The following is a 13,205-nucleotide window of genomic DNA, read 5'->3' as shown; positions in this document are numbered from 1 at the left end:
ATGACTATGCTGCCGCGGGCATTGGGTTCGGGTTCCGATGCACCCCCGCGGCAGACCCACGGGACTTCAGGCTCATCACGAAGGCCAGGACCTTCGCGACCGCCCCGTAGAACTCGGCGGGGATCTCCTGCCCCACGTCCACGCTCTTCTCCAGCGCCCGGGCCAGCGGCACGTCCTGCACCATCGGGATGCGGTGCTCGGTCGCCAGCTCCCGGATCTTCTGCGCGATGGCGCCCTGGCCCTTGGCGAGCACCCGCGGCGCGCCCTTCTCCGGGTCGTAGCGCAGCGCCACCGCCACGTGGGTCGGGTTGACCAGGATCACGTCCGCGGTCGGCACGTCGGCCATCTGCCGGTTGCGCGCCATGGCCATCTGACGGGCCCGGATGTGGCCCTTGACGTGCGGGTCGCCCTCGGTGTTCTTGTGTTCCTGCTTGACCTCCTCCTTCGACATCCGCAGCTGCTTGTTGGTGCGGCGGCGGACGACGAAGTAGTCCGCGGCGGCCATCACGATGCCGGCCGCCGAGGCCGCCCGGATGAGGTTGAGGGCGGCGTCGTTGACGACCCCGAGCAACGAGCCGATCTGCAGGCGCCCGGCCGTCATGAGCAGCGGCACGATGTCCTTCATCGTCAGGTAGAGCACCCCGCCCAGGACCGCCGTCTTGACCAGGGCCTTCGTGCCCTCCCAGAGCGACTGGGGGCCGAACATCCGCTTGATGCCGGGCAGCGGGTTGAGCCGCTTGAACTTCGGGATGAACAGCTTCGTGGCGACCCGGATGCCGCCCTGGGCGCCGGCCGCCGCGATGCCCACCGCCATCATGGTCAGCGCCAGCGGCAGCACGGCCCAGCCGGCGCTCATCATGCCGTCCTTGAGGATGCCCAGCGCGATGTTCGGATCCGGATCGGCGATGACGTCGGGGATCTTCGCCATCAGCTCGCGGGAGTGGTCCATCGCCGACTCCATCGTGCGCGGCAGCATGATGCTCGCGGCCAGCATGCCGAACCAGGCGCCGACGTCCTGGCTGCGCCCGATCTGGCCCTCCTGCTTGGCCTTCTTGAGCTTCTGCGGTGTGGGCTGTTCGGTCTTCTCCCCGGACACGGCTCACCCCCCGCCGCTGAGGTGGACCACCGCGCGGACCGCGTTGTCGATGATGCCGTCCAGCGCCCGCGGCAGGATCGCGATGGCCGTACCGGACAGGGTCAGCACCAGGAAGATCTTCGCGGGAAAGCCCAGCTGGAACGCGTTGAGCGCGGGCGCGACCCGGTTGAGCAGGCCGAACGCGACGTCGGTGAGGAACAGCACGGCGATCAGCGGCCCGGCGATCTGCAGCGCGGACACGAACATCTCCCCGATGCCCTCGGTCAGCAGGCGGCTGAACGTCTCCATCGAGAAGCTGGCGTCCAGCGGCAGGGTCTTGTAGGACTCCATGAACCCGCGCAGCACGAGCTGGTGCCCGTCGCTGGCGAACAGCAGGGTCGTCGCGACCAGGTTGTAGAACCGGCCGAACACCGAGCTCTGGTTCTGCGACATCGGGTCGTACGCGGTGGCCAGCGTGAAACCGCCGAAGACGTCGATCATGTCCCCGGCCGCCTGCACCGCGGCGAACAGCAGGTAGGTGATGAACCCCAGTGCGGCGCCGACGAACACCTGGAGGGCGGTCGCCGCGATGATCGCCGACGTCTCCGTCGAGGGCAGGGTCCTGGTCAGGTACGGCGCCATCGGCAGCGCGATGCCCACCGACAGCAGCACCTTGACCTGCCCCGGGATCAGCCGTGAGCTGAAGGGCGGGCAGAGCATCAGCCACGCGCCGGCCCGGGCGGCGCCCAGGAAGATCGCCACCAGCTCCGCGATGGGGACCTCGGCGTTCACCGGTACGACCCCACGAGCGCGGTGATGATCAGCCCCCAGCCGTTGACCAGCACGAACAGCAGGAGCTTGAAGGGCATGGAGACGGTGACCGGCGGCAGCATCATCATGCCCAGCGACATCAGCGACGCCGAGACCACCATGTCGATGATGAGGAACGGGATGAAGATGACGAAGCCGATGATGAAGGCCGCGCGCAGCTCGGACAGGACGAACGCCGGGATGAGCGTGGTCAGCTCCACGTCGTCCGGGGTGGCCGGCTTCTCCTGACCCGACACCTTGATCAGCAGGGCCAGCTCGTCCTCGCGGGTGCTCTTCAGCATGAACGTACGCAGCGGTTTCACGCCGTCGTCGAACGCCTGCGACTGGGTCTTGTCCCCGGCGAGGTACGGCTGCACGCCCTGCTCGTTCACGTCGGACAGGACCGGGCCCATGATGAAGAGGCTGATGAACAGCGCCAGCCCGGCCAGCACCTGGTTCGGCGGCATGCTGGTCAGGCCCAGCGCGTTGCGGGTGATGCCGAGGACCATGAACACCTTGGTGAACGCCGTACAGAGCAGCAGGAGCGCCGGGGCCACCGACAGCAGGGTCAGGCCCAGCACGATCACCAGGGACGTGGCGGGCTTGCTGCCGTCGGGATTCGTGCCGTTGATGTTGACGCCGATCGAGCCGCCGCCGCGGGGCGTCACCGTCGGGGCCACCGGCGCGGCCGGCGGGGTGGGCGCGGGCGCCCGGGGCAGCTGATACTGCGCCACGGCCGCGGGCACCGGCTGCGGGGCGGCCTCGGCGGCGGCTGCCGGGACGAGCGCCCCGAGCAGGAAGAACAGGATCACGAGGGTACGCCGGGCCATGTCAGCGCCTCGCCGTCCGGTCGCGCAGGAAGTCCAGCGTCGACGTCCACGTACGCGGCGACAGGATCGACCCGTCCAGCTTGCCGCCGTGGTGCGGCAGCACCAGCGCCTCCGGCCCCCGCACCGCTTCCTCGGCGAAGGCCGACAGCTCCGTCTCGCCCAGCAGGCTGACTTGGTTGTCCGTCACGCCGAGGATGAGCGCCCGATCCGCCACCTGCACCACCGCCACCGACGAGCCGCGGCTGAGCGACTGCCTGTTCAGCACCGAGAGGCTGCCCGGCCCGCGCTTACCGAGGCCGCCACGGCGGGCGACCCGGGCCAGTCCCCACATCAGGCCGAAGACGACCAGCAGGGAGAAGCCGATGCGCAGGACCAGCTCGAACACGGCTACTCCCGTTCGCTGCCGGGCGAGATGATCTCGGTGATCCGGATGCCGAAGTTCTCGTCGATCACGACGACCTCGCCCCGGGCGATCAGCCGGCCGTTGACCAGCAGGTCGGCAGGGCTGCCGGCGGCCCGGTCGAGTTCGACGATCGCGCCCGGGCTCAGCGACAGCAACTCCCGCACGCTCATCCGGGTGCGGCCCAGCTCCGCCGAGACCTCCATCTCGACGTCGTGCAGCATGTCGAGGCCGCCGCGCAGCGGCGCCGCGTCCGAGGCGCCGCGCCGGGCGATCCCGCCGAGCGCCGGGTCGGCCGGCCACGGCGTGAGGGTCAGCGCCAGGACGGCCCGGATGTCGCCGCCGTCCAGCAGCGGTACGGCCACCGCGTCGCTCTTGGCGGCGATCGCGCTCAGCGCCACCCCGGGCTCCATGAGCTGGCCGGGGTCGAGGACGACGGGACCGAACGCGCGGGCGGCGGCCTCCAGCGCCGGGCGTACGGCGGCGGTCAGGTCCAGCTCGCCGAGCGGGCTCTCCTTGAGGGCGTCGGCCAGGTCCTGCCCCACCACGACGACCACCTCGCCGGTCGCCGCGCCGCTGAACCTGGCGGTGATGGCCTGCCCGGTGGTCAGCATGTCGGCGGACGCCGACACCGGCGCGCCCACCGAGAGCTCCCGGCTCGTGGGGAGCACGGCGAGGGCGGCCTCCGCGGCGGCGCGAACCTGGGCGAGCTGCGGCTCGGTGATCGTGGGAGCGGTCATCGACGTTCTTCCTCCTTGGGCGACGGCACGACGAGACAGGCGAGCCGGGCGCCCTGGTTACCGGGGACTGCATGTGCAAAAACGGTCTCGTTGACGGTCACCTCCAGCGGCATGCTGGTCGGGTGCCCCAGCGGCACTACGTCGCCGGGGCGTAGATCCACGATGTCATCGGTACGCATCCGGATGGGCTGGAATCGGACAGCTACGTCAATCGGCGCCGCGGAAAGCCCGGCCGTCAGCTTGCGCAGGGAGGTCTCGCGTACCAGCCGCTCGGCCGGCGTGGGCTCGATCGTCTCCTGCTTCTCCAGCACCGGCAGGATCGTGTTGAAGGGCAGGCAGATGCTGGACACGCACTCCTCGGTGCCGATCTTCATCTCGAACGAGGCGATCACCACCGCGTCGCCCGGCTGGTGGGCGCGCAGGAACTGGGCGTTGTACTCGATCTCGCGCAGCTTCGGCTGGATGTCCACCAGGGTCTCGAAGCCGTACCGCAGCTCGCCCAGCATCCGCTCCAGCAGGCCGCGCAGCAGCGGCATCTCGACCTCGGTCAGCGGACGTTCCGGCTGGGCCCCGCCGGGACCGCCGAGCATGTGATCGATGGAGGTCATCACCGCGGAGGTGGCGATCTCCAGCAGGACCGTGCCGGGCAGCGGGTCGATGGACACCACGGCGATCACGGTCGGGTTGCTCAGCGAGGCGACGTACTCGTCGTAGTTCAGCTGCTCGATCGAGACCAGGGAGACGCTGCTGACCGTGCGCAGGCGGGTGGTCAGGAGGGTTCCGCAACTGCGGGAGAACGTCTCGAAGGCGATCTGGAGCGTGCGTACGTGCTCCCGGGACAGCTTGATCGGCCGGCGGAAGTCGTACGTGGTGGGCCCCGCGCTCCCGCCTCGGCGGGACATCTTTCCGGGGGATCGGGTCGGAGACGTCGTCACGTCGTCCTCATCGGCTCGGTTGCGCGACCGCTGAGCCGTGGGGCGTGCTATCGCCCCGCACGCGAAGGATGGGCGGATCCGCGCCGTGCGGACCCGCCCATCGGAATCGCTGAGCTATTGCGTGACGAACGAGGTGAAGTAGAGCCCCATCACCAGGTGCTTCTTCTCGACGTTGTACGCCTTCTCGATCTTCTCCAGCAGCTCCGACTTCGCCGTCTCGCGGCCCTTCTCCGTCTCCAGCTCACCGATCTTCATGCCGGTGTACTGGTCGATGGCGAGGTTCTGCGCCTCGGAGGTGTCGATCTCCTCCTCGCCGGCCTCCTCGGTCAGCTGAAGGGCGAAGCCCATCTTGAGGTAGTGGCCGTCGGAGAGGTTGATGGTCAGCGGGGTCTCGATCGGGACCACCATCCCCTTGACCGGCTCCTTGGCCTCGGCCGCGTCCCCCTTGAAGAACATGAAGTACGCCCCGCCGCCACCGCCGAGCAGCACCACGGCGAGCACGATGATCATGAGCATCTTCTTGGACTTCTTCGGCGCTTCCGCCGCGCCGTCCTTCGTGTCCTTCGCGTCCTTTGCCATCGGAACTCCTCCTGTCTGTCGTGTCAGTCGGTGGTGGTGGGCGCCGGGGTGGACCCGGAACCTGATTCGGTCGCACCGGCCGCCGCCTTAGCGTTGGCCTCGGCGGTGGTCTCGCCGGTGTGCAGCTTGCTGTCCGCGCCGGACGCGGCCGGCAACAGCGCCGCCTGCTCGGCGTTGAGCGTGGTCAGCACGACCACGTCCACCCGGCGGTTCATCGTGATGGACCGCGGGTCCTTCGGGTCGATGAGCGGCTTGGTGTCGGAGAAGCCGACCGCGCTCATCCGGTTCTTGGCCAGGCCGTGGTCGACCAGGTAGCGCACCGTCGTCGAGGCGCGGGCCGCGGACAGCTCCCACCCGCTCGGGTAGTAGCTCACGGTCGCCTTGAGCTGGTTGGTGTTGCCGTCCACCTCGATGTTGTTGGGCAGCTTGACGAGGGTCGGTGCGATCGCGTCGAGGATGCGCCGGCCACCCGCCTGCAACTCGGCGCGGTTGCCCGCGAAGACGACCTCGTTGGTGACGATGGTGACGACCAGGCCGCGCTGGTTGATGGTGAACTTGACCTGGTTGAGCAGCTTCGCCTTGGCCAGCGCGTCGGAGATCTTGTGCTCGATCTCCTTGAGGTTCTCCGCCTCCTTGGTCGCCGCCTTGGCGTTGGCGGACGCCAGCTTGCGATCCTCGGCCTGCACGGCGCGCTGGATGGCCTCCTTCTGCTCCTTGGTCATCTTGTCCGTGCCGTCGATGTTCTTCTCGCCCGGGTTCGCCCCCGGGTCGATCGGCACGACGGTGGAGGCCTCGCCCGCGCCCTCGAGGGGCGCCCGGCTGCCCTGGAACGCCGCGCTGGACGCGCCGAAGCCCTCGGACAGGCCGGCCGCCAGCTCGGCGAACTTCGCCTTGTCGACGTTGCTCATGCTGTAGAGCACGACGAAGAGCACGAACAGGAGGGTGAGCATGTCGGCGTACGACACGAGCCAGCGCTCGTGGTTGACGTGCTCCTCGTGCTCCTCGTGACCGCCCTTCTTGCGGCGTCCGCCCCCGGAACTCATGACTATGCGGCCTTCTTGTTGGTGGCGGCGGCCTCGGCGGCCCGGGCGGCGTCCGGCGGGAGCAGGCTGCGCAGCTTCTGCGCGACCAGGCGCGGGTTCGAGCCGGCCTGGATGGCCAGCACACCGTCGATGACCAGCTCCATCTCCTCGGCCTCGATGCCGGAGAGCCGGGTCAGGCGGGCCGCGAGCGGCAGCCAGATGACGTTGGCGCTGAGCACACCCCAGAGCGTCGCGACGAAGGCCGCGGAGATGGAGTGGCCGAGCGTCTCCGGCTTGTTCAGGTTCTCCAGCACGTGGACCAGGCCCATGACGGTGCCGATGATGCCGATCGTCGGGGCGTAGCCGCCCATGTTCTCGACGATCTTCATCCCGGCCTTGTCCGCCTTCTTCTTCGCGGCCACCTCGGCGTGCAGGATGTCGTGCAGCTCCTCCGGGTCCGTGCCGTCGATCGCCAGCTGGAGGCCGCGCTTCAGGAACGGGTGCTCGACGGTCTTGACCGCGTCCTCGAGCGCCAGCAGGCCCTCGCGGCGGGCCCGCTCGGCCAGCTTGACGATGTTGTCGACGAGCATGTGCGGCGGCGACACCTTGGCCAGGAACGCCTTCCGCAGCAGCTTGCCGAGGCCGATCGTGTCCTTCATGACGCCGCCGGCCATGCCGGCCGCGAGCGCGCCGCCGAACACCAGCAGCATCGACGGGATCAGGATGATCGAGGCAGGGCTGCCGCCCTCCAGGATCTGCACGGTGAAGACGATCACAAAGGCGACGCCGATACCAATGATGGTGGCGAGGTCCATCAGCGGTCCTTCCTGTGCAGCGGCAGCACGGTCGCAGAGGTCTGCGGCGCCTGCTCGTCCTCGGTCGCGGTCATGAGGGCCGGCTCGGCCTCGATGCGGCTCGCCTGGGCGATCAGGGAGGCGCGGTAGTGGCGCACCGAGTCGATGAACTCGGGCACGGATTCGGCGATGACGTACTTGGTGCCGTCCACCAGCGTGATGACCGTGTCGGGCGTGCAGTCGGCACGCTCGACGAGGTCCGGGTTGAGGGCGAAAACGGCTCCGTTGAGGCGGGTTACGAGAATCACGACATCCGTCCTTGGGGCGTCATATCGGCTGGTGGGGCCATCCGTGGCCCGTCACTGGACCATTCGGCGGAGTGCCGGTTGCTGATGAGCGCACTCCGGTCTCTTTACGGGTGCTGACCGCGCCGGATATGGAGAAGCCGGGGCGGGCCGTTGGCCCGTCCCGGCTTCCGCCGGCCTTGCGGCGTACCGCGGTCTATCAGCGCTTCAGGTTGACGAGTTCCTGGAGGATCTCGTCCGAGGTGGTGATGATCCGGCTGTTCGCCTGGAAACCACGCTGGGCGATGACCAGGTTGGTGAACTCCTGCGCCAGGTCGACGTTCGACATCTCCAGCGCGCCGCTGGTGATCAGGCCGAGACCGGCCGAGCCGGCCGAACCGACCTGGGCCAGGCCCGAGTTCACCGTGCTGCGGAACATCGAGTCGCCGATCTTCTCCAGACCGTTGACGTTGTTGAAGTTCGCGAGGGCGAGCTGGCCCAGCGTCTGCTTGAGGCCGTTCGAGAACACGCCCACGATCTGCCCGGTGTTGGAGACGGTGTACGAGTTCAGGATGCCCGCCGCCGAACCGTCCGACGCGCTGACCCGGGCCTCGGTGTTACCGGCGTACGTGGTCAGGTCGTGGATGTCGATCTCGTAGCCGTTCATCGTGATCTTGCCGGTGTCCACGCCGGCGACGAGCGTGCCCTGTGCGCGACCGCCGGGGAACGGGATCGTCTGCGCGGGTACGGCCGGCAGCACGTTCGGCATCGTGATCGTCCACTGCTCCACGCCGGCGATCGGGGCCGCCTTGGTGAGGACCACCTCGAGCGTGCCGGACTGCCCGTTGGCGTCGATCGTCGGGATCGGGATCGTCTTGGCGCTGGTGGCGCCCACCGGGGCCTCGTACGACAGGTTGCCGGTCAGGGTGAACGCGGTGGTCTGCTCCGGCGCCAGGCTGATGCCGATCGGCAGCTTGATGTCGCCCGGCGCGCCGGCGGTGTTGACCACGCCGTTCGTGTCCGCGCTCCAGCCCTGCACGATCTGGCCGTTCGGGGTGGTCAGCGAGCCGTTAGCGTCGAACGTGAAGGAGCCCGCGCGGGTGTAGACCGTCTCGCCGCCGCTCTTGGTGATGAAGAACCCGTCACCCTGGATCATCATGTCGCCGGCCTTGCCGGTGGTCTGCGCGGCGCCCTGGCTGAAGTTGGCGTTGACGCTCGCGGTCCGCACCCCGAGGCCGACCTGGGCCGGGTTCGTACCACCGGAGCCGTTCTGCGGGGCGCCGGCGGCGTTCACCATCTGCGACAGCGTGTCCTGGAAAACCGTCTGGCTCGACTTGTAACCGGTCGTGTTCACGTTGGAGATGTTGTTGCCCGTCACGTCCATCATCTGCTGGTGCGCGCGCAGGCCGCTGATGCCGGAGAAAAGGGAACGCAGCATAGGTCAGTTGTCCTTCGTGGTAGCGGAATCGGAGGCGGTGTTCGGGGTAGCGGTCTGTCCGGTGCCGGCCGCGGGCTGCGGCGCCGGCGTCTGCTGGACTTCCGTGACCTTCGACAGCTGCACATCCGTGTTCCCGACCACGAGCGTCGGTTCGCTGTCTCCGTTGAGCTTCGTGCGGGTGACGACGCCCGTCTGGCTGACGCCGTTGGCGTCCTGGTAGGTGACCGTGCGGCCGACCAGCGCGCTCGCGCCGATCAGCTGCTGGGCCTGCATCATCTCGGCGATCTGCCCGAGCTTCTCGACCTGGGTGAACTGGGCGGTCTGGGCGAGGAACTGGGTGGAGTCCGCCGGGTTCGAGGGGTCCTGGTACTTGAGCTGGGCGACCAGCAGCTTCAGGAAGGTGTCCTGGTCCCCGACCGACTTGCTGCCGGCGTCGACCTTCGTCTTGTTCGTGTACATCGAGGTCGCGGACGCGCGCTTGTCGTCGTACGAGCTGCTCACGAAACCGTTGATCGGCGAAGTCATGCGACCGGTCCTCCTGAACCTTCGGTGGTGACCCTCGCACTCAGGTTCGGCGGGCGCGGCGATTCGCTTAGCCCCAATTTTCGCGGTCGCGGAGCTTAAGCCCGCACGTCCAGCCGGCTGGTGCCGCCGGGGCTGCCGGGCACCGGTGGGGCGGTCTCGGCCGGCGCGGCGCCGGCTCCCTCGTCCGTACGCCCCTCCCGGCCGTTGCCGCTGTTCCGGTTTCCGTTGTCGTTGCCCAGGAAGCCGAACTGCTGCCTCGCCTGGTCCTGCCCGGAGCCCTGCCGCAGGTCCAGCGACGCGTTGCCGAACCCGGACTGCTGCAACTCGCGGCGCAGATCGTCCATCGCGTCCCGCAGCGACTCGTGGCCCGCGCTCGTCGAGCTGGACAGCTGCATGCTGATCTCGCCGTTACGGATCTCCGCGACGATCTGCACCGGACCCAGGTCGGCGGGGTGCAGGTTGACGGTGAGCCGGTGCACGCCGTCGGCGTCGAGGCGCAACGGGGTGATCCGGGCCGCGAGCTGCATCGCCACGGGACCCGGAAGCGGAGGCGCCGCGGCCGGTGCGGCCACCGGGGCCGCGGGTGCCGCCGGGGCGGCCGGTGCTGCCGGGGCCACCCCTGCCAGGCCGACCGGCGCATCCTGGGCGGTGCCGGCGGTCTGCGCCGGAGCGGATTGGCTCGCCGGCGGAGCGAATCCGCCTTGGCCGCCGGTCCCGCCTTGGCCGCCGGTCCCGCCCTGGCCGCCGGTGTTGCCGGGGTCCCCGGGGTCTCCGCCCGCGCCGGTCTGCGCGGTGTCGCCGGCCGGGCTGGTCGCGTCGCCCGGGCTGGTCGCGTCGCCGGGGGCCTGGCCGTTGTCGCCGCCGACCGTGCGGGTGTCGGCCTGTCCGCCTTGGGCGACGGCCCCGGTGCTGGTCTGCGCCGCCGGGGCAACGGTGGGCTGGTCGGCGGTGGTGGCCGGGGCCGGTGTGGGTCCGGCCGGGGCGGCGGGGTCGGTGCTGCTGGCGGTCGTGGCGGTTGGCGTCGCCTCGGGAGCGGGTGCCGGTGCTGCGGTCGTGGCGGTCGTGGCAGACGCGGCGGACGCGGAGGTTGTGGCCGTCGTGGCTTGGGAGGCGGACGGGTCCGGGGTCTCGGCGGGCGGGGTGACTGTCGGCTGCGTGACGGCCGGCTGGGTCGCGGTGGCCTGAGCAACGGCCGGCTGCGTCACGTTCGACGGTGCGGCGCCCGGCTGCGCCCCTGTCGGCTGCGCCCCTGTCGGCTGCGTCGCGGTCGGCGGGGTCGCGGTCGGCTGCGTCGCGGCCGGTGGGGTCGGGGCCGGTGGGGTCGCGGCCGGTGGGCTTGGCTGTGCCACCGTGGGTTGTGTCGGCGTCGGCGGTGCGGTCGGGAGCTCCGGGACGGGTGCGGTCGTGGTGCCCAGGGCCGGCGAGCCCTGGGGCGCGGGGGTGTTTCCGGCCGGGACCGGCGTCGCCGGGGTGGGCGTCACCGTGGTGAGGGCGACGACGATCGGGGTGGGCACCGGGACCGCGGCGTCCTCGGCGGGGTGTTCCTCGACGTCCGGGAGCGATGCCGGATCGGTGTCCTCGGTCGGCACGACGGCGGCCTCGGCGGCGACGCTCGCCTCGGCGTTCCTCGGGTCCGCGCGCTGGGCTGTGGTGCGGTTCGCCGCGGCTTCGGCCTGGGAGGCCCGCTGCTGCTCCGCGGCCCGCAGCTGGAATCCGCTCGCCGCCGCCTGCTCGGCGGCTCGCTTCGCCTCGCTGCGTGCGAACGGGGCGCGTTCCGGGGAAGTGGGGCGCGGGCCGGCGTTCCGGTCGCGTTCGGGGTGCCGGGAGCGGTTGTCGGGGGTGCGTGGCGGGCGGGCCGGGGCGCGGTCGAGTTCGGCGGACAGGGCCGCGCCGAACGCCTCGCCGGCGTCGGGGCGGGAGCCCGTGCGGCGGCCGGCGTCCGGGGCCGGTTTGCGGTCCGGGCCGGTGACGGAGCTGGTCATGGTGTGTCTCCTCGTCGCCGAGCCGCCTCAGCCGAGGGCGGCCAGGGCCTTCTGCACCTTCGGCACGTACGCCTGGGTCTCGGCGAACGGCGGGATGCCGCCGTACCTGTGCACGCTGCCGCCGCCGGCGTTGTACGCGGCCAGCGCCAGTGGAAGCGACTTGAACTCCTTCAGGTGGCTCTTGAGCAGCTTCGCGGCACCGTTGATGGCCTGCTGGGGGTCGAACGAGTTGTCCACGCCGAGCCCGCGCGCGGTGGCCGGCATGAGCTGCATGAGTCCCTGCGCGCCCGCCTTGCTCACCGCCCGGGGGTCGTAGCCCGACTCCACCTTGGCGACCGCGGCGAGCAGTTTCGGTGAGACGCCGTACTTGGCGCCCGCCTGCACGAACATGTCGGCGTACGGGACGCCGGACAGCGACGTGGGGTTCTGGAGGCTGGCGGGGCGTACGGCCGTGGTAGCGGTGCCGGGGGTGGCCTCCGCGGTGCCGGCCACCCGGCGGATGTGGGTCGGGGTCTCGTACACCGGCTGGATCTTGACGTGGTCGCCGGGCTTCGGCGCCGCGATCATCCTGTTGCCGCCGAGGTAGATGGCGACGTGGTCGACGGGTGAGTCGAACGCCAGGATGTCGCCCGGCCTGGCGTCGGCGAGGCTGTCCACCTTCGTGCCCACCCGGGCCTGCTCGCGCGAGGTGCGCGGCAGATCAACGCCGAGATCCTTGTACGCCCGCTGCACCAGCGCCGAGCAGTCCAGCCCCTTCGCGGGATCGGTGCTGCCGAACACGTACCGGGTGCCGAGGTACTTCTTGGCGGCGTCGACCACGGCCTGCCCGGTGACACCGGTGCTCCTGGTGCCCTTGGCGTCGGCGAGGGCGCTGGCGAACGACGTGCCGGACGGGGCGGTCGCGGTCGTGACGGGCGGGGCGATACCGAGCTGGGTCTGCAGCTCGGAGATGCGGGACAGCACTCCCTGAACACCGATCATGCGCGGCTCCCGTGGTCGTCGTCGGCGCGTCCTTCGTCTTCGAGTTCGGCCGATGCCGGGGAGCGCTTAGCGCCAAGGGACATCCGGGTACGGGCGGCGTCGATGGACTGCCGGGCGTCGGCGAGGTCGAGCCGGGGGCGCCGGGCGGCGACCGAGTTGGCGGCCTCGCGGGCGGCGTCCTCGCGGGCGGCGGCCGAACGGCGGTCGGCGATGCTGCCGCCGCCGTGGCGCAGCGAGCTGGCGCGTTCCTCGCCGGTGGCGGCGATGCCCCGGGCGGCGTTGCGGGCCTTCGCGGTCACCGCCATCTCGTCGATCGCGGTCTGCTCCACGCCGAGGTCGTGCCGGCGTACGGTCTCGGCGTGCCGTTCGGCGAGCATCTCGACCGCCCGGTGGCGCTTGGCGGCGTCGGCCAGCTCGGCGACCTTCTCCCGGGTGCGGTCCTCGGCGTCGGTGACCATGCGGTGCGCACCGGAGAGGGTGGCTGCCATCGACTGCCGGGCGACGAGCGACGCGACCATGGCGCGCGCGGTGCCCTCGGTCGGGGCGTCCGCGCCGGCCAGTTCGAGCTGGCGACGCTTGACCAGGGCCTGGGCGTCGCGGATCTCCTGGCGGGACTGCATCACCGCGCCGCGGGCGGCGTCCTCCTGAGCCTTGCGGGCGCGCAGCACGGGGCCGAGCCGGAACAACCGATTCACGGGACCTCCCAAAAGAACTCTCACTCACCCGGTCGGCGCGGACCCGGGACCGCTGAGGCCTGCACCCGACATGCACCCTGCGAGCGGCGCGAGCCCCGGGGCCCGGCCCGGCTCG

The 13,205-nt window shown here is 70.7% G+C and carries 15 protein-coding genes; all 15 read right to left on the bottom strand.

All coding sequences use genetic code 11. The annotated features are described in order from the left end of the window. Positions 1-4: 4 nt before the first annotated feature. Positions 5-1,096 (bottom strand): EscU/YscU/HrcU family type III secretion system export apparatus switch protein, encoded by a 1,092-nt coding sequence (locus tag CLV70_RS16230; RefSeq protein ID WP_106127353.1) that lies wholly within the window; start codon positions 1,094-1,096, stop codon positions 5-7. Between the two features lie 3 nt (positions 1,097-1,099). Then, positions 1,100-1,867, bottom strand: coding sequence for a flagellar biosynthetic protein FliR (gene fliR, locus CLV70_RS16225; protein ID WP_106127352.1), 768 nt, complete (start codon positions 1,865-1,867; stop codon positions 1,100-1,102). Then, the gene (gene fliP / locus CLV70_RS16220; RefSeq protein WP_106127351.1) at positions 1,864-2,715 is read right to left on the bottom strand and encodes a flagellar type III secretion system pore protein FliP; all 852 of its coding nucleotides are present in this window, start codon (positions 2,713-2,715) and stop codon (positions 1,864-1,866) included. The genes fliR and fliP overlap by 4 nt, the downstream gene beginning before the upstream one ends. A gap of 1 nt (position 2,716) precedes the next feature. Continuing rightward, entirely contained in the window at positions 2,717-3,100 is a 384-nt protein-coding gene (fliO, locus tag CLV70_RS16215; protein WP_106127350.1) for a flagellar biosynthetic protein FliO, read from the bottom strand. Between the two features lie 2 nt (positions 3,101-3,102). Then, positions 3,103-3,855: a flagellar motor switch protein FliN gene (gene fliN / locus CLV70_RS16210; RefSeq protein WP_106127349.1), complete on the bottom strand. Its 753-nt coding sequence runs from the start codon at positions 3,853-3,855 to the stop codon at positions 3,103-3,105. Next, the gene (locus CLV70_RS16205; protein WP_245908274.1) at positions 3,852-4,790 is read right to left on the bottom strand and encodes a flagellar motor switch protein FliM; all 939 of its coding nucleotides are present in this window, start codon (positions 4,788-4,790) and stop codon (positions 3,852-3,854) included. Before CLV70_RS16205 ends, fliN begins: the two co-directional genes overlap by 4 nt. A 114-nt stretch (positions 4,791-4,904) precedes the next feature. Continuing rightward, positions 4,905-5,369: a flagellar basal body-associated FliL family protein gene (locus CLV70_RS16200; RefSeq protein WP_106127347.1), complete on the bottom strand. Its 465-nt coding sequence runs from the start codon at positions 5,367-5,369 to the stop codon at positions 4,905-4,907. Positions 5,370-5,392: 23 nt separating this feature from the next. Beyond that, a complete protein-coding gene (locus CLV70_RS16195; protein ID WP_106127346.1) occupies positions 5,393-6,412 on the bottom strand; it encodes an OmpA/MotB family protein in 1,020 nt (339 codons plus the stop codon). 2 nt (positions 6,413-6,414) lie between these two features. Further along, a complete protein-coding gene (locus tag CLV70_RS16190; RefSeq protein ID WP_106127345.1) occupies positions 6,415-7,206 on the bottom strand; it encodes a motility protein A in 792 nt (263 codons plus the stop codon). After that, complete coding sequence (locus CLV70_RS16185; protein ID WP_106127344.1) at positions 7,206-7,493, bottom strand: flagellar FlbD family protein; 288 nt, start codon at positions 7,491-7,493, stop codon at positions 7,206-7,208. Before CLV70_RS16185 ends, CLV70_RS16190 begins: the two co-directional genes overlap by 1 nt. A 196-nt stretch (positions 7,494-7,689) precedes the next feature. Beyond that, positions 7,690-8,907, bottom strand: a complete 1,218-nt coding sequence (locus CLV70_RS16180) for a flagellar hook protein FlgE (RefSeq protein WP_106127343.1) — start codon at positions 8,905-8,907, stop codon at positions 7,690-7,692. 3 nt (positions 8,908-8,910) lie between these two features. Beyond that, positions 8,911-9,432: a flagellar hook assembly protein FlgD gene (locus CLV70_RS16175; protein WP_106127342.1), complete on the bottom strand. Its 522-nt coding sequence runs from the start codon at positions 9,430-9,432 to the stop codon at positions 8,911-8,913. Positions 9,433-9,527: 95 nt separating this feature from the next. Beyond that, positions 9,528-11,414, bottom strand: coding sequence for a flagellar hook-length control protein FliK (locus CLV70_RS16170; protein WP_106127341.1), 1,887 nt, complete (start codon positions 11,412-11,414; stop codon positions 9,528-9,530). Positions 11,415-11,441: 27 nt separating this feature from the next. Next, positions 11,442-12,395, bottom strand: a complete 954-nt coding sequence (locus CLV70_RS16165; RefSeq protein WP_106127340.1) for a transglycosylase SLT domain-containing protein — start codon at positions 12,393-12,395, stop codon at positions 11,442-11,444. Continuing rightward, a complete protein-coding gene (locus CLV70_RS41040; RefSeq protein WP_245908273.1) occupies positions 12,392-13,090 on the bottom strand; it encodes a flagellar export protein FliJ in 699 nt (232 codons plus the stop codon). Before CLV70_RS41040 ends, CLV70_RS16165 begins: the two co-directional genes overlap by 4 nt. Between the last annotated feature and the right edge of the window lie 115 nt (positions 13,091-13,205).

It is taken from the genome of Pseudosporangium ferrugineum (genome assembly GCF_003002065.1).
Classification (GTDB): Bacteria; Actinomycetota; Actinomycetes; order Mycobacteriales; family Micromonosporaceae; genus Actinoplanes; species Actinoplanes ferrugineus_A.
Note: the sequence above shows the minus strand (reverse complement) of the source record. Positions and strands in the feature narration are given on the sequence as shown.